This is a genomic window from Peptoniphilus hominis (ex Hitch et al. 2025) (assembly GCF_040096015.1).
Lineage (GTDB): Bacteria > Bacillota > Clostridia > Tissierellales > Peptoniphilaceae > Peptoniphilus_A > Peptoniphilus_A hominis.
Genome location: NZ_JBBMFO010000020.1, coordinates 1 through 22,170 on the forward strand (window position 1 = coordinate 1; position 22,170 = coordinate 22,170).

15 protein-coding genes are annotated in these 22,170 nt (G+C 37.2%); 11 read left to right on the forward strand and 4 right to left on the reverse strand.

The window, feature by feature from the left end:
* The first annotated feature begins 389 nt into the window (after positions 1 to 389).
* The 10 genes from glmU (at position 390) to pyk (ending at position 15,652) form a co-directional block, all read left to right on the forward strand.
* Positions 390 to 1,769 carry a bifunctional UDP-N-acetylglucosamine diphosphorylase/glucosamine-1-phosphate N-acetyltransferase GlmU gene (gene glmU, locus WMO19_RS06670; protein WP_349170905.1) on the forward strand — a complete coding sequence of 460 codons (1,380 nt, stop codon included), beginning with the start codon at positions 390 to 392 and terminating at the stop codon, positions 1,767 to 1,769.
* Positions 1,770 to 1,781: 12 nt separating this feature from the next.
* Positions 1,782 to 2,732: a ribose-phosphate diphosphokinase gene (locus tag WMO19_RS06675; RefSeq protein ID WP_349170906.1), complete on the forward strand. Its 951-nt coding sequence runs from the start codon at positions 1,782 to 1,784 to the stop codon at positions 2,730 to 2,732.
* 9 nt (positions 2,733 to 2,741) lie between these two features.
* Positions 2,742 to 3,311, forward strand: a complete 570-nt coding sequence (gene pth / locus WMO19_RS06680) for an aminoacyl-tRNA hydrolase (RefSeq protein ID WP_019125910.1) — start codon at positions 2,742 to 2,744, stop codon at positions 3,309 to 3,311.
* An 8-nt stretch (positions 3,312 to 3,319) separates the two neighbouring features.
* A complete protein-coding gene (mfd, locus tag WMO19_RS06685) occupies positions 3,320 to 6,799 on the forward strand; it encodes a transcription-repair coupling factor (protein ID WP_349170908.1) in 3,480 nt (1,159 codons plus the stop codon).
* A 46-nt stretch (positions 6,800 to 6,845) separates the two neighbouring features.
* Positions 6,846 to 7,943, forward strand: a complete 1,098-nt coding sequence (locus WMO19_RS06690) for a peptidylprolyl isomerase (RefSeq protein WP_349170910.1) — start codon at positions 6,846 to 6,848, stop codon at positions 7,941 to 7,943.
* 186 nt (positions 7,944 to 8,129) lie between these two features.
* Positions 8,130 to 9,065 (forward strand): DNA-binding protein WhiA, encoded by a 936-nt coding sequence (gene whiA, locus WMO19_RS06695; protein ID WP_349170911.1) that lies wholly within the window; start codon positions 8,130 to 8,132, stop codon positions 9,063 to 9,065.
* A gap of 1 nt (position 9,066) precedes the next feature.
* Complete coding sequence (locus WMO19_RS06700; RefSeq protein ID WP_019125906.1) at positions 9,067 to 9,333, forward strand: HPr family phosphocarrier protein; 267 nt, start codon at positions 9,067 to 9,069, stop codon at positions 9,331 to 9,333.
* A 191-nt stretch (positions 9,334 to 9,524) separates the two neighbouring features.
* The gene (locus WMO19_RS06705) at positions 9,525 to 12,950 is read left to right on the forward strand and encodes a DNA polymerase III subunit alpha (RefSeq protein WP_349170913.1); all 3,426 of its coding nucleotides are present in this window, start codon (positions 9,525 to 9,527) and stop codon (positions 12,948 to 12,950) included.
* Positions 12,951 to 12,956: 6 nt separating this feature from the next.
* Positions 12,957 to 13,910: an ATP-dependent 6-phosphofructokinase gene (locus WMO19_RS06710; RefSeq protein WP_349170914.1), complete on the forward strand. Its 954-nt coding sequence runs from the start codon at positions 12,957 to 12,959 to the stop codon at positions 13,908 to 13,910.
* 8 nt (positions 13,911 to 13,918) lie between these two features.
* Positions 13,919 to 15,652: a pyruvate kinase gene (gene pyk, locus WMO19_RS06715; protein WP_349170916.1), complete on the forward strand. Its 1,734-nt coding sequence runs from the start codon at positions 13,919 to 13,921 to the stop codon at positions 15,650 to 15,652.
* Between the two features lie 37 nt (positions 15,653 to 15,689).
* On the opposite strand, the gene WMO19_RS06720 is transcribed toward pyk, so the two are convergent.
* From WMO19_RS06720 to murJ, 4 genes are all read right to left on the reverse strand, one after another.
* On the reverse strand, positions 15,690 to 16,421 hold the full coding sequence (locus tag WMO19_RS06720; protein WP_349170918.1) for a putative ABC transporter permease: 732 nt from the start codon (positions 16,419 to 16,421) through the stop codon (positions 15,690 to 15,692).
* Positions 16,418 to 16,888, reverse strand: a complete 471-nt coding sequence (locus WMO19_RS06725) for an HD domain-containing protein (protein WP_349170920.1) — start codon at positions 16,886 to 16,888, stop codon at positions 16,418 to 16,420. Before WMO19_RS06725 ends, WMO19_RS06720 begins: the two co-directional genes overlap by 4 nt.
* A gap of 149 nt (positions 16,889 to 17,037) precedes the next feature.
* Positions 17,038 to 18,516: a hypothetical protein gene (locus WMO19_RS06730; RefSeq protein WP_349170922.1), complete on the reverse strand. Its 1,479-nt coding sequence runs from the start codon at positions 18,514 to 18,516 to the stop codon at positions 17,038 to 17,040.
* 149 nt (positions 18,517 to 18,665) lie between these two features.
* Positions 18,666 to 20,261: a murein biosynthesis integral membrane protein MurJ gene (gene murJ / locus WMO19_RS06735; protein ID WP_349170924.1), complete on the reverse strand. Its 1,596-nt coding sequence runs from the start codon at positions 20,259 to 20,261 to the stop codon at positions 18,666 to 18,668.
* 150 nt (positions 20,262 to 20,411) lie between these two features.
* On the opposite strand from murJ, the gene WMO19_RS06740 reads away from it, so the two are divergent.
* A complete protein-coding gene (locus WMO19_RS06740) occupies positions 20,412 to 22,157 on the forward strand; it encodes an ABC transporter ATP-binding protein (RefSeq protein ID WP_349170926.1) in 1,746 nt (581 codons plus the stop codon).
* Positions 22,158 to 22,170 lie beyond the last annotated feature (13 nt).

Here is a 22,170-nt window from a genome sequence, read left to right on the forward strand (position 1 = left end):
AAGGCCCCCTCTACCCCCTCCTTTAACCTCCCCCACACCCCCGTGCCCTGGCAGGGGCCTCGCCCCACGGCTACGCAAAAAGCCCTCTAGCTAAAAATTTTGAACTCGTTAGCTTCGCTAACTCAAACAGCAAAATTTTTTTAACGCTTCCGGGCTTTTTGCTTACTGTCTGACAGCTTCTACTGTATATTAGCAAAGTCGACTGCCTGACGGATATAACTACAAGCTGGGCACTCTTGCCTACTTAACTATTTTCCTCTACACTTATTTACTATCAAAAGCACAGCTTTTAATAAATCTCCCTATAATCTAAATAAATTCTCAAATTTTCTTGAATATAAGGGGACAACTTAGTTATAATGTAATAAGTAAATAAAAAGAGGTGTTTTATGAAAGTTTCAGTTATCCTGGCAGCAGGAGAGGGAACGAGAATGAAGTCCAAAAAGCCAAAGGTACTTCATGAAATTCTTGGAAGACCCATGCTTTTTTATGTTCTAAATTCTTGCAAGCATTCGCAAATTGAAAAGAATCTTGTAGTTGTTGGACACAACAAGGAAAAAGTGTGTCATGCCTTCAAAGATGATAAAGGTGTAGAATTTATTGAGCAGCCCATTGGCGAGGATGTGCCTTACGGTACGGGATACGCTGTTTTAAATGCTCTTGATAAAATAAAAGATGAAGATACAGTTATTATTTTAAATGGAGATACTCCCATAATTTCTAATTCGACTATTTCTTGCTTTTTGAAATTCCACGAAGAGAGAAATAATGATGTCACAGTTCTATCTGCAGACATGAAGGATCCTACTAATTATGGAAGAATTGTTCGTGACGAAAATGCAAATGTCGTTGCTATTGTTGAAGAAAAGGACGCAAGCGAAAAGCAAAAGTTAATTCGTGAAATCAATTCAGGGATTTTTGCCTTTAAAGGTTCTTCATTAAAATTTGCTCTTTCAAAAATCGACACAGACAATGCGGCAAATGAAATGTATATCACTGATGCTCTTGGAATTTTAGTAGAAGCTGGCAAAAGGGTTGATTCCTTTAAGCTAAGGGATACTAGAGAAATTCTTGGAGTAAATTCAAGATATGAGCTTTCTATTGCGGCAGAAATTTTGCAAGAAAAAATTAACAAGGAATATATGTTAAGGGGCGTTGGCATAGTTGATCCAAAGTCCACATACATTGAATGGGGTGCAGAAATTGACAGAGATGTCATGATTTATCCTGGCACTCGCATTGACAGAAATTCTGTCATAAAGGAAGGGGCAGAAATTTATTCTTCTACAATTAAAAATTCTGTAATTGGAGAAGATGTTATTATTAGAAGCTCTGAAATCGAAGATTCTTCTATTGGAAGGGGAACTACTGTTGGACCTTACGCCCACCTTAGACCTAATTCCAAAGTTGGGGAAAATTGTAAAATTGGAAACTTCGTTGAAGTTAAAAATTCAAGTGTGGGCAATGGCACCAAGATGAGTCACCTTGCCTATATTGGCGATGCCGATGTGGGAAGTGGAGTTAACATTGGCTGCGGAGTTGTCTTTGTAAACTACAATGGAAGAGAAAAGTTCAGGGCAAAAGTTGGAGACAATGCCTTTATAGGTTCTAATTCAAATTTAGTGGCGCCAATTGTAGTGGAAGAAAATGCATATATTGCTGCTGGTTCCACAATTACTAAAGATGTTTTGAAGGGTCAGCTTTCTCTTGAGAGAGCACCTCAAAAAAATATAGATGGTTGGGTTAAAAGAAAAGGATTTGTCAAATAGGAGGACATAGTAATGAACACTGTTAATGGAGATATTGTTGTATTTACAGGAAATTCTAATATAAGTCTTGTAGATAAAATTTGTGAAAACTTGGGAATTGAAAAGGGCGCTTGCACTGTTTCAACTTTTTCTGATGGTGAAATTTCTATTGATATTGGAATTTCTGTAAGAGGCAAGGATGTTTTTGTCATCCAATCTACTTCTGCACCAGTAAACACAAATTTAATGGAACTTTTAATTTTAATTGATGCCCTAAAGAGAGCATCTGCTGGAAGAATCAATGCAGTTATTCCTTATTATGGATATGCAAGACAAGACAGAAAGACTAAGGCAAGAGAACCTATTACATCAAAACTTGTTGCAGACCTTTTGACTAAGGCTGGAGCAGACAGAGTTGTTGCAATGGACCTTCACGCAGGACAAATTCAAGGCTACTTTGACATTCCTGTTGACCACTTAACTGCAATTCCTTATCTTGCAAGATACTTTAAGGATATTGTTAAGGAAGATGACTTCGTTGTTGTTTCTCCAGACTTAGGTGGAGTTACTAGAACTAGAAAGTTTGCCAACGAATTAAACCTTCCAATTGCAATTATTGAAAAGAGAAGACCAAAGGCAAATGTATCTGAAGTTATGAATATCATCGGTGATGTTGATGGCAAGTCTGTAATTTTAGTTGACGACATTGCAGACACTGCAGGGACAATTACCAAGGCTGCTGATGCCCTTAAGGCTAGAGGAGCAAAATATGTTTACGGAGCTGCAACTCACGGCGTATTATCTGGTCCTGCCATTGAAAGAATAAAAAATTCATCACTTGAAAAATTTGTAATCACTGATACAATTGAACTTCCAGAAGAAAAGAAGATTGAAAAAATTGATGTGGTTTCTGTTGCTCCAATTTTTGCATCTGCAATTAAGAGAATCAACACTGCTACATCAGTTAGTGAAATGTTTGAATAAGGTGATTTAGTGTATATAATAGCAGGTCTTGGCAATCCCGGCAAAAAGTACGAGGACACAAGACACAATATTGGCTTTAGAACTATTGATGCACTTGCTGATAAATTAAACATAAAAGTTAATAAGATTAAATTTAAGGGGCTTGTAGGTGAAGGGAGAATAGCGGCAGAGAAGGTTATTCTCCTAAAGCCCCATACTTTTATGAATAATTCTGGCGAGTCAATAGTTGAAATTTTAAATTTTTATAAATTAAAGCCAGAAGATTTAATAGTAGTAGTAGACGACATAGACATTGAGTTTGCCCAGCTAAAGATCAAGAAAAACGGGTCTGCAGGCACTCACAATGGACTAAAGTCAATTGTAAATTTAACAGGAAGTAAAGACTTTGCCAGGTTTAAGGTTGGTGTTGGCAAGAAGCACCCCAATGAAGATTTGGCAAATTTTGTGCTGTCCTCTTTTCCTGCAAAGGATAAAAAACATATTGAAGATGCAATAGATGCCTGTGCCGATGCAATTATTGAAGCTGTTTCAAGGGGCATTGACAAGTCAATGAATTCTTACAACAACAATATTTATTGAGGTGAATCTTGGATTTTTTAATAAATAGCGTAAAGAATTTAAAATCTTTTAAAGAAGTAAATAATTCAATAAAAAATTCAAAGAACACTGCTGTCTTTGGTTCAGAAGAGGCGGTGCTCTCTCTTTTTGCGCCTGCCTTTAATGATCTTGGCAAAAAAGTTTGTGTTATTTCACAAAATAGGGTCACTGCAAGAAAGACTTATGAGGATATATCAAGTATTTCCAGTGCAAATTGCCTGCTCTATCCAGAAAAAGATGTCTTCTTTTACGAGAGGGACTCAAAGTCAAAGGAAAACACAAAGAAGAGGCTTGAGGCAATGGCTGAAGTTTCAAGTGACAGGGCAGATATTGTTGTCACGACCCTAAATGCCCTCACTGCAAAAATTTCCAAGAGAGAAATATTTTCTAGCTACAAGATAAATATTAAGGCTGAATCACAAATTTCTCTTGAAGAATTGAGAGTAAAGCTAATTGAAATGGGCTACGAGAGATTTCCAAGCGTGGAAGGGGTAGGACAATTCTCCATAAGGGGTTCAATCATTGACATTGCAACTTATGATGCCAACTATAGAATTGAACTCTTTGATGACGAGGTTGATTCCATAAGGAGCTTTGAAATTGAAAGTCAAAGGTCCATTGAAAGGTATGAAGAAATAAATATTTTTCCCATTGAAGATTTGATTTTAAAAAGTCAGGAGAAGAAAAAAATTGCTGAGAGGATCAAAAAGGATCTTGGGAAGACAAAATTAGCTGGCAAGGAAAAAGATAGACTAAATGAAAAGTTTTTGAGATGCGTTGATAGACTTGAAAACGACGAAAATATTTTGAACAAGGACCTAATCCTTCCCTATGTCGATGAAGGAGAAGTGTCATCCTTTTTAGATTACTTAGATGACTTTATCTTCTTAATTGACGAGCCCACGAGGATTGTGGAAAGAGAAGAGGAACTTGCCCTCCAAAATGGCGAGAAGTTTGCCCTCTTAATTGAAAATGGAGAAGTGACAAAGGCTCACGAAAAAACTTTTTACTCCTACAAGGATCTTGTAGATAAGCTAAATGAAGAGAGCCTTATAACTTTTAACGCCCTCCTAAAGCCACCTAAGTCCTTTAAACCACAGGACATTGTAAATATAAAGGTAAAGAGCGTTACAAACTATATGTCCAAGATAAAACTCTTCAAAGAGGATTTGGACTACTATGAAAAAAATGACTTTAAGGTAATTCTTCTAGGCGCTACAGAAAAAAGAGCCAAGAGACTTTTTGACCACCTAGTAGAGCTTGGTTATTCGCCAGAACTTGCCAAGGACTTTGGCAGCTTTAAAGACTATGCCAATTTAGTAGTAACCACAGGCGCCTTAAATGATGGCATAGAGTTTACCGATTCAAAAACTGTCTTTATAAATTATTCTGAAATCTACGGCTCTTTTTCTAAGAAGAAAAAAAATAAGCCTGCCAAGAAAAAATCCTTAAACTTTGATGATTTAACTATTGGCGACTTTGTAGTTCACGAGGCACATGGAGTTGGCAAGTATGTGGGAACAACAAGGCTTGCCGTCTCTGGCATCCAAAGGGACTACATTGTCATTGAATATGGCGGCGAGGACAAATTATTTCTTCCAATTGAATCTCTTGACTCAATTTATAAGTATGTGCAAGAGGGCAAGAGAGAGCCAAAGGTTAATAAATTAAATTCCTTGGATTGGAAAAAGAAAAAGGCACACGCCAAAAAATCCATTGACGACATGGCAGATGAGCTGATAAAACTTTATGCCACTCGTGAAAACACCAAGGGCTATGCCTTTAGCGAGGACTCTCAGTATCAAAGGGAGTTTGAAGACGCCTTTATCTATGAAGAGACAAGTGGCCAACTAACTTCTTCTGAAGAGATAAAAGAGGACATGGAAAAGCCGGTTCCCATGGATAGACTGCTCTGTGCCGATGTTGGTTATGGCAAGACTGAAGTTGCCCTTCGTGCTGCCTTTAAGGCAATCCTTGATGGCAAACAAGTGGCACTACTTGTTCCAACGACAATTCTCGCCCAACAACACTACAACACAATTAGGGAGAGGTTTAAAAATTTCCCAGTGGGCATTGGACTTTTGTCCAGATTTAGAAGTAAGAAGGACCAAAAAGCCGACCTTGAAGGCTTAAAAAATGGAAACATAGACATAATCGTGGGCACACACAGACTTCTTTCCAAGGATGTTCACTTTAAAGACTTGGGACTTTTAATAATAGATGAGGAGCAGAGGTTTGGAGTTCGCCACAAGGAAAAACTTAGGATGTTAAAGGAAAATGTAGACACTTTGACTTTAACGGCAACGCCAATACCAAGGACCCTACAAATGTCCATGATTGGCATAAGGGACATGTCTGTAATTGACGAGCCACCTGAGGAGAGATTTCCAGTTGAAACTTATGTCTTGGAGTACAACAATTTAATGGCTCGCGAGGCAATTTTAAAGGAAATCGAAAGAGGGGGACAAGTTTACTTCTTATACAACAAGGTTGCCAACATGGAAAATAAACTCTTGGAACTTAGAAAGCTTGTGCCAGAGGCGACTTTTGCCATGGCAAATGGTCAGATGAGTGAAAAAGCCTTGGAAGACACAATGATTGACTTTATAGAGGGAAATATTGATGTCTTAGTTTGCTCCACAATTATTGAGACGGGCATGGATGTTCCCAATGCCAATACAATGATTATTACGGACTCAAATCGCCTTGGTCTTTCACAACTTTATCAGCTTAGAGGTAGAATTGGCAGGTCATCAAGAATAGCCTACGCCTACTTCACCTACGACAGGTCAACTTCCATATCAGAAGTTGCACAAAAGAGGCTGCAAGCTATAAAGGAATTTACAGAGTTTGGGTCTGGCCACAAAATTGCAGAGAGAGACCTTGAAATAAGAGGGTCTGGCTCAATTTTAGGCTCAAGACAGTCAGGTCACATTGAAAAAATTGGATACGACTTATACATGAAGTATCTTAAAGATGCAATTATGAAGTTAAAGGGTCTTGAAGTTGAAGAAAAAGTTGACACGACAATTGATCTTAAGCTTGATTCCTTTATACCAAAAGAATATATTGAAGACGACAAGACAAGGCTTGAGATTTATAAAAAGATTTCCGTCATAGACACAGAAGAGGCTTACTCAGACTTAGTAGAAGAATTAATCGACAGATTTTCTGACTTCCCTGATGAAGTTTCAAACTTAATGGACATTGCCCTTTTAAAGAACAAGGCTCAAAAGGCAAGTGTAAAATCCATTACAGAGAGAAGGGGCGAGTACAGGATAAAAGTTGAGGGAGAAGTTTCCCTTGAAGCCATTATGGAAATGAACAATGAATTTGAAAATATTTCCTATTCCATGGGCGATGAAAATGAAATTGTCTTAAATAAATTAAAATATCCACTAGATGAACTTAAAAAACTTGTGACAATTTTGTATTTACACAAAAAGGACACAAAAACATCTAAAAAGTAGTGTATAATAAGGTTATTAATTAAAAAATATGAATAAGGAGAGAAATATGAATTTTAAAAAATTTAGTAAATTAGCAGTAGCTATTGCCCTAGCTGGCACATTAGTTGCTTGTAGCGGGAAAAAAGAAGGAGTAGCAGCAACAGTTGGTGGAGTTGACATTCCAATGGAAGATTACTACAAATCTTATGCAGCAAGAGTTAACCAACTTACATCAATGTATGGTGAAGATGTTCTTGCAAACAAACAAGATGGAAAGAAATCTACTGACGAACTTTTAAGAGAACAAGCCATCACTGACTTAACTACTACTGAAGCTTTAAAACAAGATGCAGCAAAATCAAAAATCGAAGTTAGCGACGACGAAGTTAACAAGAAAATCGACGAAATTAAGGCACAACTTGGTGGAGAAGAAGCCTTTAAAAATTTCTTAAAACAAAATGGACTTCCAGAAGATTATGTTTTTGAAAACATGAAAAACCAAATGTTAGTTGGAAAGTGGACTCAAGCAAAAACTAAGGAATTAGAGCCAAGTGAAGAAGATGTAAAAAAATATTATGAAGACAACAAGGACAAATACTACAAGGCTAAGGCATCTCATATTTTAGTTGACGATTTAAAGGAAGCTAATGTTCTTAGAAAACAAATTCTAAAGGGAGAAGATTTTGCTAAGATTGCCAAAGAAAATTCAAAGGACACTGGATCTGCACAAAATGGTGGATCTCTTGGCGAATTTGCAAATGGTCAAATGGTACAAGCCTTTGATGAACAAATTGCAAAGATGGAGGCAGGAGACATCTCTGAACCTATTCAAACTCAATTTGGTTACCATGTAATCAAGCTTGACGAAAAAAATCCTCGTGAATTTGATGAAGTTAAGGATGAAATAAAGCAAACTCTTCAACAAGAAAAGTTCAAAGAATACATTGAAAAGGTTAAAAAAGATGCAAAGATCAAAACTTATGTTAACACTTCAAAAGAAGTTGAACTTCCAGATGAATTTAAAAACTTTGGTAAAGTAGAAAAAGAAGGAGCTCCAAAGGCTGAAGAAGGAGCTAAGGAAAATGCCAAGGCTGAAAACAAGGCTGCAAACAAAACTGAAAATGCAGCAAAAGAAAATGCTAAAGCTGAAAACAAGGCAAAATAATAATTGAAAAATTTAAAATTTTAATTTATAATTTAAAACCTGTGCTGAAATTTATTTAAAAATTATTTCAGCCAGGTTTTTTCTTTTAAAAATTTATTAAAATTTATACAAAAACGCCAAAGTTAAAAAAATTATTTATAAATCTGCTATAATAAAGTAAAAGGATTTCAGTAGCGAGGTGAAGTCATGAGCTTTTCATCTGAAGTTAAGGATGAGGTTGCAAAGATAAAAGTTGATAATTATGAAATAATTCTATCTGAACTTGCAGGCATAACTCCTATGTGTGGAGTTTTAAATTTTAAAAATAACAAAATTTCCATGGAATACATCACAGAAAACGCCTCAGTAGCGCGAAGAGTCTTTACTTTTTTGAGAAGGTCCTTTGGATTTGTAGTTGAAGTAAAAAATGCAAAGTCCACTCAACTTAAAAAAAATGTATTTATTATTTATATATCTCAAGATGAGTCTTGCAGGTTGTTACTTGATGAGTTAAAATATATAAAGGGTGCAAGCGTATTTATGATTAATTATGCACCCACTGATCTCATAAAAACTGTGAATGAGAAAAAGGCCTACATCCGCGGTGCCTTTATGGGTTCAGGCTCCATTACAAATCCAGAAAAAGGATATCATTTGGAATTCGTCTCTGAAAACGAATCCAATGCAAACTTTTTGATGGGCGTAATTAATGATTTTGGATTTAATTCTAAAATAATTATGAGAAAGGAAAAGTACATAGTCTACATTAAGGACTCAGAACAAATTTCAGACTTTCTATCTCTCATTGGCGCTTATAATTCTGTTTTAAAATACGAAAACATTAGAGTTATAAAGGATATGAGAAATAATGTCAACAGAATTGTAAATTGTGAGACTGCAAACTTAAATAAAACTGTGAAGTCCTCCTATGACCAAGTGGAAGACATTAAGATAATAGATAGAGAGATTGGTTTAGATAATTTAGATGAGGATCTTAGAGCTGTCGCAATTTTAAGACTCAATAACAGGTCTATGAGCTTAAATGACATTGCAAATTCCCTGGATCCCAAAATATCAAAGTCCACTGTTAATTATAGATTTAAAAAAATTAGGAAAATTGCTAACAAGTTGAGGGGTGTATGAAATGACAAGTAAAAAAGTTGTACTTAATAATAATGACGGGCTCCACGCCAGGGCTGCTGCACTTTTTGTTAGAGAGGCAAATAAGTTTGCATCTGACATAAATTTAGAGGCACATGGCGATAAGGTTAATGGAAAGAGTATTATTGGCATTATGTCTCTAGGTGCTTTTTCTGGCGAAGAGATTGTCATTGAGGCTGAAGGCGCTGATGAAGAAGAAGCTGTTGAAAAACTAGCTCACATTGTTGAAAAAGAATTTATAAATCTTTAATAAATATTTTACTTTTTAGAGTTTTGCTTTGTCGAAACTCTTTTTTCATGTCCTTTTATTTGTTTACTGCCTTTGATAAAATATAGGAAGGATTAACTATGCCTTATTTTAAAAATTTGCCAATTAAACTTAAGGCATTGAGAATTAAAAATTAAGGACGATTTTTTAAGAATAGATTAAAGGATGATTCTATGAATAAATTTGTGCATTTGCACCTCCACAGCGAGTACTCCCTATTAGATGGGTCAACGAGAATAAATCTCTTGCCAAAGCGAGTTAAAGAACTTGGCATGGATGCCGTTGCCTTAACGGATCACGGCAATATGTATGGCGCCATTGCCTTTTATAAGGCCTGCAAGGATGAGGGAATTAAACCAATTTTGGGTTGCGAAGTTTATGTTTCTGAAAAGGACATGACTATAAAGGACAAGACCAACAAGAGGTTCCACCTAATTCTCTTGGCAGAGAACAATGAAGGCTTCAAAAATATTATGAAAATAGTCTCTATAGCTTTTGTTGATGGATATTATTACAAGCCTAGAGTTGACAAGGAAGTTTTGAAAAAATATGCCAAGGGCGTAATTGCCACATCAGCTTGCCTTGGTGGCGAAGTGCAAAGATTTATCTTAGAAAGGGACCTAGAGGCTGCAAGAGCTGCTGCCCTTGAATACAGAGAAATCTTTGGCGAAAATAATTTTTTCTTGGAGCTTCAAGACCATGGCATGCCAGAACAGGCTCGAGTAAATCGCGAGCTTGTAAAATTATCAGAGGACTTAAATATTCCACTTACAGCATCAAATGATGTTCACTACTTAAATAAGGATGATGCCAAGAGTCACGATGTCCTCCTCTGCATTCAAACGGGCAAGACAATTAAGGAAGAAAATAGGATGAAGTTCCCATCAGATGAATTTTATTTAAAATCGCCTGACGAAATGGCAGCACTTTTCCCAGAAAACAAAGATGCCCTTGAAAACACAGTAAAAATTGCTGAGAGATGCAATGTGGAAATAAAATTTCACGAGCAACATTTGCCTGAGTTTACTGTGCCAGAGGGCTACACTCACCAAGGCTATTTAAAAAAACTTGCCACTGATGGTATGTATGCTCGCTACGAAAGTGTTACTGATGAGATAAAAGAAAGATTTGATTTTGAATTTAATACCATAAAAAATATGGGCTTCGTGGATTACTTTTTAATAGTCTGGGACTTTATAAGGTACGCCAGAAAACACGAAATTCAAGTTGGACCGGGGAGAGGTTCAGCGGCGGGCAGCCTAATTTCTTTTTGCCTGGGCATAACAGATGTTGACCCCCTAAAGTTTGACCTCCTCTTCGAAAGATTTTTAAATCCAGAGAGAGTTTCCATGCCCGATATTGACATCGACTTCTGCTATGAAAGGCGTGAAGAAGTTATTGAGTATGTCAATAGAAAGTACGGCGACTCCCATGTTGCCCAAATCGTAACCTTTGGTACCATGGCGGCAAGAAATGCCCTAAGAGATGTAGGGCGTGCCCTTGACATGTCCTATGCCAAGGTGGACTACATTGCCAAGCAAGTTCCACAGGCAATCAACATGACTATAGAAAAGGCTCTGGAAATTTCTGAAACTTTTAAGGGAATTTATGACTCCGAAGAGGACTCAAGATTCTTAATTGACATGGCATTAAAGCTTGAGGGACTGCCAAGGCATACATCAACTCATGCAGCTGGTGTTGTCATTTCAAAGGACGAGCTGACAGAGTATGTGCCCCTAACTCGTAACGATAAGATAATTGCAACTCAGTTTAACATGATTGAGCTTGAAGAGCTTGGTCTTTTAAAGATGGACTTCCTGGGACTTAGGACTTTAACAGTCATTCGTGATGCAATAAATTTAATAAGAGAAAAGGAAGGCAAGACTATTTCCTTTGAAAAGTTTGACTACAATGACCCCGATGTCCTAAAGATGTTTGCAAGGTCAGAAACTCTTGGCGTTTTTCAATTTGAATCCTCTGGCATGAGAGCCTTCCTTAAGGAATTAAAGCCAGACGAATTTTCTGATTTAGTCGCAGCCAATGCCCTCTTTAGACCGGGACCAATGAAGCAAATTCCAAAATTTGTTTCATCAAAGCACGACAAGAGCAAAATTTCTTACCTTCATCCAAAGCTTGAGCCAATTCTAAAGTCTACTTACGGCTGTATTGTCTACCAAGAGCAGGTAATGCAAATCGTTCAACAAATTGGTGGCTACTCTCTTGGCAGGGCAGACATAGTAAGACGTGCTATTTCCAAGAAAAAGATGAAGGTTATGGAAGAGGAAAGACAAAACTTTATCTACGGCAACCCAGCCGAAGGAGTTTGCGGTGCCATTGCCAATGGAGTTGACGAAAAGGCTGCCAACGAAATTTATGACTTGATTATAGACTTTGCCGACTACGCCTTTAACAAGTCTCACTCCGTTGCCTATTCAGTAGTTGCCTACAGGACTGCCTGGTTAAAATATTATTATCCAAGAGAATTTATGGCGGCGCAAATTTCCACTTATACCAATGACATCAAGCAAGTGAGTCTCTACATCGAAGAGATAAAGAGGCTGGGCATAGAAATTTTGCCACCTAATATAAATTATTCTTTTAAAAACTTTACTGTTGAAGAAGATAAAATTCGCTTTGGACTAAAGGCAGTGAAAAATGTTGGCGACAACTTAATTGATTTAATTGTCAAGGGAAGAGAAAAGGGCGAATATAAATCCTTAAAGGACTTCGTCGATAGGATTAATGCCATAGACAAGTCTGTCCTCAACAAGAGGGCGGTTGAGTCCCTAATAAGGTGCGGAGCCATGGACGACTTTGAGGGCAACAGGGCACAATACCTTGCCATTTACGAGTCAGTCCTTTCATCTTCATCTAACACTGCAAAGAGCAATGTCTTGGGACAATTCTCTCTCTTTGAAGAGGCAGCCTTCCACGAAGATTTGCCTGTCCTAAAAGACTTTAGGCAAAAGGACAAGCTTGACATGGAAAAGGAAGTCATTGGCATGTATATCTCTGGCCATCCCCTTGACCCCTATAGAGAAATAATTGAGAAGTCCACAAATATTAATACCAACCAAATTTTTGAAAAGTACAGAGAAAATCTCTTGAGAAATAGCAAGGTAAAAGTGGGGGGCATTTTAAAGTCCAAAAAAACTATGATTACAAAAAACAACAAGATGATGGCTTTTGCAGCCCTAGAAGACCTCTTTGGGACAATTGAACTTGTAATTTTCCCAAATGTCTTTTCAAGATACAAGGACTTAATTGAAGATGAAAATGTAGTCTTCGTTGAGGGACACTTTCAAGAGTCAGAAGTTGAAGAGCCAAAAATTTTAGTTGATGCCCTATCAAGGATTAAGATGCCCACAAAAAACAAGTTATACATCTCCATTGACTCCATGAAAAATGAAAGGCTTGGCGAAATGAAAAATATTTTAAGAGAATATGAAGGCAGCACGCCCGTAGTCTTTTTCGAAGAAGAGACGAGAAGGGCCTATGGAACGGAATCAAACTTGTGGATTGATGCCAATGCCTTTACAGAGATACAAGATAAATTGGCAGTCTTTACTAAGAGTAGAGAAAAAATTATTTTAAAGTAGGTGCGTATGAGAATTGCAATTTTAACAAGTGGCGGCGATGCTCCAGGCATGAATGCCGCAATAAGAGCAGTGACTAGGACTTGCATATACGAGGGAATAGAAGTTTTTGGCATAAGCGGAGGCTATGAAGGCTTAATTGATGCCAAGTTTGAAAAATTAGTTCAGTCTTCTGTTGCCGACATCATTCAAAGAGGTGGAACAATTTTATCCACTTCAAGGTCGGAAAGATTTATGACAGAAGAGGGACTGGAGAAGGCAATAAATTCCCTTAAAATTTTTGAAATTGATGCCCTAATTGTCCTTGGAGGCGACGGAAGTCTTTGCGGGGCAAAAATGTTGAGGGACCGAGGCGTAAATGTCATTGGCATTCCCTGCTCCATTGACAACGACCTTGCCTACACAGATTTTACCATTGGATTTATGACGGCAGTGGAAACTGTAACTGAAGCAGTGAGTCACATTAGGGACACAACAGAAGCCCATGGTCGTGCCAATGTGGTTGAAGTAATGGGCAGAGACTGTGGCGACATCGCCCTTTACTCTGGAGTTTCCTCTGGAGCTGAGTCCATTATAGTTCCAGAAATTCCCCTAGACATAAATGAAATTGCAGAGAAGGCAATTATGGGCAAGAACAGGGGCAAGAAACACCACATAATTTTAATGGCTGAAGGCTGTGGATCTGCCTTTGACTTTGCAGAAGAATTTCAAAAGCTTACAGGCATAGACACAAGAGTAACTGTCCTTGGCTACATCCAAAGGGGAGGAGCCCCAAGCATCTTCGACAGAATTTTGGCATCAGAACTTGGCTACTTGGCAGTTAAAGAAGCTAAGGCTGGCAGGTCTCTTGCCCTTGGCTTTAAAGATGGCAAGGCAATATCCAGGGACTTTGACGAAATTTTTGAAGTTAAAAAAGTTTTTAGAAAAGATCTTTTAGATATACTAAAAACTGTTTCTATATGAGGTGATTTATGAAAAAGACAAAAATTGTTGCCACTATTGGACCTGCCAGTGAAAGTGAAGAAGTTTTAAGAAAATTATTCACAGAGGGCGTCAATGTTGCAAGACTTAATTTTTCTCACGGAAGCCACCAGGAACACAAGCTAAAAATTGACAGAATAAAAAAATTAAGACGAGAAATGGATATACCCATTGGCATAATGCTTGACACCAAGGGACCAGAAATTAGACTGGGTGATATTGATGGAGAAGTCCTTTTAAAGAGTGGCGAAGAATTTATTTTAACTAACAAGGATTTAGTGGGTGATGAAAAAATTGCCAGCATCTCCTACAAGGACCTCTACAAGGATGTAAGAGTGGGCGGCAAAATTTTAATTGACGACGGACTTGTGGAGCTTCTGGTGAAAGAAATTCGTGGAGAAGAAATTATAACAGAAGTGGAAAATTCTGGCACCATTTCATCTCACAAGGGAGTTAATGTGCCTGGCGCCAACTTAAATCTGCCAGCCCTAACAGAAAGAGACATTGAAGATATAAAATTTGGCATAAAGGAAGATATTGACTTTATAGCCGCATCCTTTGTAAGGTCCAGAGAAGATGTCCTTGCCATAAGAAAGGTCTTGGAAGAAGAGAGGGACTACACCACAAAAATTATTTCCAAGATTGAATCCCAAAGGGCGGTGGAAGAAATTGACGAGATAATAGAAGTTTCTGACGGAATTATGGTTGCCAGAGGTGACCTTGGCGTTGAAATCGAGACGGAAGCTGTGCCCATAGTGCAAAAGGAAATTATAAAAAAATGTAACATTGTTGGCAAGACTGTCATCACTGCAACGCAAATGCTGGACTCCATGATTAGAAACCCAAGGCCAACTCGTGCAGAGACAAATGATGTTGCCAATGCAGTTCTCGACGGCACAAGTGCAGTCATGCTATCTGGCGAAACTGCCAGCGGTAAATACCCCCTTGAAGCAGTTGTGACAATGAGAAAAATTTTGGAGTACACAGAAAATACTATTGACCACGAGGAGATTTTGGAAAATAGAATTAGAGATGTGGAAAAATCCATGACAAACGCCATAGGAAGATCTGCCTGCGTAATTGCAAGAGACCTTGGAGCAGAGGCCATAATCACAGCCACAACTTCAGGCAACACTTCCAGAGCCATTGCAAAATTTAGGCCAGAGACGCCAATAATTGCATCAACGCCCTTTGAAAAAATTAAAAATCAACTAAGCCTTGTCTGGGGCATATCTCCTGTAAAAGTTTTAAACTTCAAGGACACAGACAACTTAATTGACGCATCAATGGAGATTGCAGTGTCAAAGGGCTTTATAAAGTCTGGCGACTTAGTTGTCTTAACAGCAGGAGTGCCTGCTGGCATTGCCGGTTCAACTAACCTTCTAAAAATCGAAAGTGTTTCAGAAATTTTAGGAAGAGGAACTCCTATAGGTAAGAAGAAAAAGAAGGCGAGAGCCATAGTTGCAAAGACAATTGAGGACTTGGAAGATGGCTTTAAGACCAAGGACATCATAGTCTGCCAAGGAACTGACGGCAGGATGATTCCTTACATGGAAAAATCTTCTGGCTTTATAACAGAACAAGCTGGCTTCACATCTAATGGAGCTGTGGCGGCAATTTCTCTCGGCAAAACTGCCATAGTTGGCGTAAAAGATATTACAGAAAAAATAAAAACTGGCGACATTATAACTATTGACCCAGTAGATGGAACTGTAAGAAGATAAAAATTTAAAAAATTCCAATAAAAAAAGACCTAAGTGATTATGAAAAATTATCACTAAATAGGTCTTTTATTTTTGTGTAATTATTTCTCTTAAAACTTTCTTCTCTGCCTTTTAAGTTTGAATTGAAGCTTTCAAATTTTACCTTAAACTTTTTTGATTCCGACATCAATTTTAAATTGGACAAGCTCTCTGACTCGTTGAGATAATTAAAATAGTTGTCGCTTCTAACTTTTAGGGCCAAGTAAATCCTATCCAAGCTCTTAGAAAGTCCAAGAAGGTGATTTAAAGTTAAGATAAGGTCTATGGCGAAGAAGGCAGTAAATACTATGGCTAGTGAGTCAATAACTCTATCTTCAGCAGCTGATAAAAATAAGAGCATGACTGGAGTAAAATGCTTGACTATAATAATATTTGCCATGCCAAAAACTATAAGGCCATATAGGCAGACTCTGCTTTTAATTTGGAAGGGATAGGCGCTGTAGTCCCACCACCTTTGGTGAAAAAATCTCTCCAAAAAATATCCTATGATGTACTCAATGGTGCAGGATAAAAGTGCAGAGTAAATAAAAATGTAAAGACTTGAGTCAAAATTTTTAAGCATCAAGTAAGATATGCTTGCGCCAATGCCATAAATGGGGCAGGCTGGTCCAATTAAAAAGCCTCGGTTATAAAATTTATCTAGCTCAATGGTGGAGCAAGGGAAGCTCTCCCAGCACCAGCCTATAAAGGAGTAGATAAAAAATATTAGATATAATTCTGAAATTTTCATAAATTTTCTAAACCCACTTTCACAAATCTTGACGAAACAGTTTCCACAGCAGAAACATATTTGTCAGAGTAAGTTACAATCCAAGATTCCAAATACCTTGGCGGAATAATAGTTAGGGGGAACATGTGCTTTATTATAATATCTCTCTCAAGGCGATTTAAATTTATTTCACTTTTAGCATTTTTATAAGCCTTCATGGGATGAGTAAAGCCATGAATCCACCTTTCCCTCTTGCCATCGTGCCAATCGTAGAGGAAGTAGTCGTGAAGAAGGGCGCCCCTTATCATGGAGTCCATGTCCACATCCAAATTATATTTTTCTGCAATTTCAATGGATTTTTTTGCAACAGAAATAACATGAGTGTAGACAGAAGTGTTGCCATGTTGTATGAAATTTTTTGTTTCATCAAATCGCGTGTTCTCACTTAGGAAGGCGATGATCTCTTCAAGTTTTTCTTTGTTATTCATAAATTCTCCTCAGTCTTATTCTAATTTATAAAAGTAAAAATTTTTCAAAGTTTTTGTTAAATTTTTAAAACATTTAAAATTTTTTGAGTTTGTTTTAGATATTTTTTGCAAAAAAATAAAAGCCATATCTCTATGACTTTTATATTTTACTAAAATTTTGTTTCGATGTAAATTCTCTTTTCGCCTTCTGTCAAAATATCTGTGACTTCTAAGAGCTTTGCACTTTCCTTGTCAACAGTTAATAAAGAACTTGCCTTTTCAAAATTTGATGAACTTAGAGAATATCTCTCTGCAATTTTTTTGATTTCATCTGGGTTTTTAATTGTAAATTCGTAAGTGACCTTGTCCTTTCTCTTTAAGATTGTCGGATTAGTCTTTACCATATTTAAAAATTCAGACAAGTTTTCTCTTGTAAGTGTTTTTTTAATATCTTCAGGTGAATAATTTTCATCTAAAGGTTTTTTAGTTTTTAGGTCTTCCACCTTGATGTTTATCTTTTCACTTGCAAGATCCCAAGGATTTTCGCCTAGGGTTTTTATAATGTGGCTGTACTTTTCATTAGTAGAAATAAATTTTTTTGGCTCTGGTTTTTCCACTTGCTTTTCAATTTTTTCTTTAGCTTCAGTCTTGACTTCAGCCTTCTCAGCTTTAGTTTTAACCTTTTCAACCTTAGGATCAAGCTTTTTCACAGGCTCATTAACTTTTGCCTTAGCTTCTTCTATTTTTGGTTCAACCTTTTCTACTGGCTTTTCAACTTTTTCCGCTGGCTTTACACTTTCTTTTTTTGCTTCAGGCTTTGCTTGGACCTTATCAACTTTTGGTTCAACTTTTTTCACAGGCTCATTAACTTTTGCCTTAGCTTCTTCTATTTTTGGTTCAAGCTTTTCTACTGGCTTTTCAATCTTTTCAGCCTTAGCTTGAGTTTTTTCTGGAGCCTTTTCAGCCGTCACTTCAGCTTTTTCTGCCGGTTTTACACTTTCTTTTTTAGCTTCAGCCTTAGCTTCGACTTTTTCTACTTTTGGCTCAACTTTTTCTACTGGCTTCTCAATCTTTTCAGCCTTAGCTTGAGTTTTTTCTGGAGCCTTTTCAGTTTTAACTTCAGCTTTTTCTGCTGGTTTTAAACTTTCTTTTTTAACTTCAGGCTTTGCTTGGACTTTTTCAACCTTAGGCTCAACCTTTTTCACAGGCTCATTAACTTTTACCTTAGCCTCTTCTTTTTTTGGCTCAACCTTTTCTACTGGCTTTTCAACTTTTTCAGCCTTAGCTTCAATTTTTTTATCATCAATTTTTCTAGCAGGAGCTTTCTTTTCTTCTTCAGCTTCTAGCTTTCTCTTTTCTCTTCTCTTTTTGCCGCGATCCTTTTTCCTAGATCCATCGTATTTTTGTTCTTCCTTTACTTCAAAAGCATTGGAAGAATTTTCATCCACCTTAAGATCTTTTTCAGCCTCAGAAGAATTTACAGAGTCATCAAAGTTTTTAAGATCTTCTGCCTTATGTAGCTTTTCAGCAGATACTTTTTCTTTACTTTCAAGAGATTTCTTTTCCTTTGGAGTATTTTTATTTTGATTCTTTCTCCATATAAAATAGCAAACGATTACAATAATGGCAACAATTATTAAGCCACCCATAATAACACCTCCAATTAAATTATATTATACCACTTACATACAAAATAACCACTTTAATTCGCTAATTTTTTAAAAATATTATAAAAAAAGACTCCAGCTAAGGAGTCTAATTCTTATAACAAAAATTTATGCCACTTATTTTTGCCTTTTTAATTTTTTAATTCTTTTCGCGCTTCCATTTTGCCCTTAAGGATTTTTGCTATGTCGCGAACTTCACGCACGCCTAAGTGGTATAGGCAGAGGACATAGACGCAAGCTGCTATAAAGACTATTAGCATCAAGAGAATTAGCCTCAAGAGTGTTTGGACTCCTCCACTTGTAAAGGACATGATGAGTTTTTCGTAAGGGAAGTAGGAAAGTGCCACAAGGCCCATTGCTATTGAAGCCATAAATGTTTTAATCAAGGCTTTGATGTAAGACTTGGTTCCTAGATTTCCAATTTTTCTCCTAAGGAGGATAAAGGAAATGAAAAGGGCAATTGTCGTGGCAATAGAAACTGAAGCTGCTAGTCCATTTGTGCCATAGTGTCTTGCCACTAAAAGGTTTAAGCCAACATTTATGGCTACATTTGTCACCCCAACATAGAAGGGCGTCTTTGTGTCTTCAATGGAGTAATAAATTCTATTTAATACATTTATTACTGAAATTGAAATCAGTGATAGGGAGTAGCACCTTAATGTTGATGTGGCTGCAATGCCGTCAGCCATAGTAAAGGAACCACGGACAAAGGCAATTTCTATTAGTGGTCTCGCCAATATTATTAAGCCAACTGTTGCTGGCACTGTTATAAATAGAACTGTCTTTATTGATGCGTTCATAACTTTTTTGCCAAGTTTCATGTCCCCTGAACCTAAAGTTTTTGTCAGGATTGGAAAGACTATGGCTGTTATGGCTGTTATGAAGATCCCAATTATCATTGTGTTTAATTTATTTGAGTAATATAAAATTGAGGCTGCGCCTTCGCCCATGGTAGATGCCAATCGCCTGTTGACAATTATATTTATGTCATTGACTGATACTGACACGAAGACTGGAAGGGCAAGGACTATTGCATCTCGCACATACTCGTCTTTGAAGTCTGCCACAAGCTTTAGTCTGTAACCAATTTTCATTGCATTTGGTAGCAAAAATAAAAATTGTGCCAGTATTCCAAGGACAGAGGCTATGGTTAATCCCATTATGCCAACATGACGAGAAAATAGGGCAAGATAAATTATATAAGTTAAGTTAAGTGGAATGGCAATGGCACCAGCTGCTGCGAACTTGCCGCCATGTTGAAGATAGCCCTCCATTACTCCAACCCAGGATGAAAATAAGACTACGGGCATGCCCACTTGTATTAGTTTTATTACTATTGCATAAGTTTCGGGATTTTTTGTGGAAACTGTTAGAAGTGCAATTTGTCTAGGAAAAATAATTCCAAGGGCAATTAGGACAAAGGACACTAAGCTTGCAATGAAGAGTAAATTATTTGTAAAATAATTTTTTCTACTCTTGCCATGTTCCATTTCAGCCTTTTGCACTGATGGTATATAAGTTGTTGCTATTGCCTGTGTCACAAAGGCAGATATAGTTGCCGTTGCGCCCTGGGCAAGGGAGAAGGCATCCATTTCGATTCCTGCGCCAAAGACATAAGCAGTAAGTGATTCTCTAAAGAAACCGAAAACTTTTCCTATTAATGAAAATATAATTATGGCTAGAGTGGACTTTGCAATTCTTGAGCCTGCGCTACTTTTATTTTCCAATTTAAAATCTCCTTTATAAGTCTTATCAAATTATAATTTGTTTAAAATTTTATGTCAAGTAAAGGGAATTTCAGTATTTTAAAGAAAATTAATTATGTGTTATCATTGTTCTTATATAAAATATTATTTGCCATTAAATTAGGAGGATAAATGAAAAATAAACATTTGATAAAAAAAGTTTTGCCCTATTTTTATAAATATAGATTTACTCTTTTCTTAGACTTATTTTGCGCAGGGCTCACTACAGCAAGTGAGATGATTTTGCCACTGCTTCTTCGTGCTCTAACTAATAGAGGAATGAATGATTTAGCTTCAATTACCTTTGACTTTGTTATAAAGCTTTCACTGATTTATATTCTAATTAAGACAATAGAAGTAATCGCCCAATATTTTATGACTAGCATTGGTCATATAATGGGTGCGAAGATTGAGACGGACATGAGAAGAGACCTATACGCCCACCTACAAAGTCTATCTGATACCTTTTACAACGAAACCAAGGTTGGCGTCATCATGTCAAGGATTACAAATGACCTCTTTGACATAACGGAGTTTGCCCACCATTGTCCCGAAGAATATTTTATCGGCGCCATAAAAATCCTCATTTCACTAATAATTCTTCTTAAGATAAATGTAAAGATGACACTTCTTATTTATCTTATGATTCCACTGATGATTTATTTTTCTGGTCACTACAGAAATAAAATGAGAAGGGCACAAAAGGATCAAAGGGTCCACATTGGTCACCTAAATTCTTCCATTGAAGACTCCCTTCTTGGCATAAAGGTTGTAAAGTCCTTTGCCAATGAAGATGTGGAAAGGGAAAAGTTCACTGAGGAGAACAACAAGTTTTTGGGAATTAAAAAGAGATACTACAGGTCTATGGCTGGCTTTAACACAATTAACAGGATCTTCGACGGACTCATGTATTTGATTTTAATTACAAGTGGAGGCTACTTCCTCATGAAGGGAGAAATTGGTCCCGAGGACTTAATTGTCTATGTAATGTTTATCCAGTCCCTTCTTGCTACTGTTAGACGAATTATTGAATTTACTGAGCAGTTCCAAAAGGGGATGACGGGAATTGAAAGATTTGCGGAAATTATGGCTATTGAGCCTGACATCAAGGACAAGGAAGATGCCCTTGAGATAAAAAATGTCAGGGGAGAGATTTCCTTTGAGAATGTAGATTTTTCCTATGGCAAGGGCGAGGGCAAGGTCTTAAATAATTTTTCTGTGGACATCACGCCAGGCGAGAAGCTTGCCATAGTTGGTCCAAGTGGTGCAGGCAAGACCACCCTTTGCAATCTCATACCAAGGTTTTACGATGTGGATGCTGGGTCTGTCACAGTTGATGGCATTGATGTGCGTGACATTAAAATAAAGTCCTTGAGAGAAAACATCGGCATAGTGCAACAGGATGTCTATTTATTTTCTGGCACAGTAAAGGACAATATTGGCTACGGCAAAAGTACTGCCAGTGATAGAGAAATTATTGAGGCTGCAAAGCTTGCCGGTGCTTACGAGTTTATAAAAAATTTACCTAATGGCTTTGACACCTACGTTGGCGAGCGAGGTGTAAAACTATCTGGAGGACAAAAGCAGAGAATTTCCATTGCCCGAGTTTTCCTAAAAAATCCGCCGATTTTAATTTTAGACGAAGCAACCTCTGCCCTTGACAACAAAAGTGAAATTGTAGTTCAAGATTCCATAGAAAAGCTTTCAAAGGGAAGGACCACTATTACCATAGCCCATAGGCTTACAACAGTACAAAATGCAGATTTAATCCTTGTCATGACAAGAGAGGGCATTGTGGAAAGAGGAAGTCACCAAGAGCTTATGGCAAAGAGGGGATACTATTACAACCTCTACACCAAGGGCGGCAGGTTAGAATAATTTAGCTGTTTTC

Excerpts from the sequence above, each read along its gene's own strand:
- glmU (WP_349170905.1), top strand. The coding sequence starts at position 390 with ATGAAAGTTTCAGTTATCCTGGCAGCAGGAGAGGGAACGAGAATGAAG.
- WMO19_RS06675 (WP_349170906.1), top strand. The coding sequence starts at position 1,782 with ATGAACACTGTTAATGGAGATATTGTTGTATTTACAGGAAATTCTAAT.
- WMO19_RS06690 (WP_349170910.1), top strand. The coding sequence starts at position 6,846 with ATGAATTTTAAAAAATTTAGTAAATTAGCAGTAGCTATTGCCCTAGCT.
- whiA (WP_349170911.1), top strand. The coding sequence starts at position 8,130 with ATGAGCTTTTCATCTGAAGTTAAGGATGAGGTTGCAAAGATAAAAGTT.
- WMO19_RS06700 (WP_019125906.1), top strand. The coding sequence starts at position 9,067 with ATGACAAGTAAAAAAGTTGTACTTAATAATAATGACGGGCTCCACGCC.
- WMO19_RS06705 (WP_349170913.1), top strand. The coding sequence starts at position 9,525 with ATGAATAAATTTGTGCATTTGCACCTCCACAGCGAGTACTCCCTATTA.
- WMO19_RS06710 (WP_349170914.1), top strand. The coding sequence starts at position 12,957 with ATGAGAATTGCAATTTTAACAAGTGGCGGCGATGCTCCAGGCATGAAT.
- pyk (WP_349170916.1), top strand. The coding sequence starts at position 13,919 with ATGAAAAAGACAAAAATTGTTGCCACTATTGGACCTGCCAGTGAAAGT.
- WMO19_RS06720 (WP_349170918.1), bottom strand. The coding sequence starts at position 16,421 with ATGAAAATTTCAGAATTATATCTAATATTTTTTATCTACTCCTTTATA.
- WMO19_RS06725 (WP_349170920.1), bottom strand. The coding sequence starts at position 16,888 with ATGAATAACAAAGAAAAACTTGAAGAGATCATCGCCTTCCTAAGTGAG.
- WMO19_RS06730 (WP_349170922.1), bottom strand. The coding sequence starts at position 18,516 with ATGGGTGGCTTAATAATTGTTGCCATTATTGTAATCGTTTGCTATTTT.
- WMO19_RS06740 (WP_349170926.1), top strand. The coding sequence starts at position 20,412 with ATGAAAAATAAACATTTGATAAAAAAAGTTTTGCCCTATTTTTATAAA.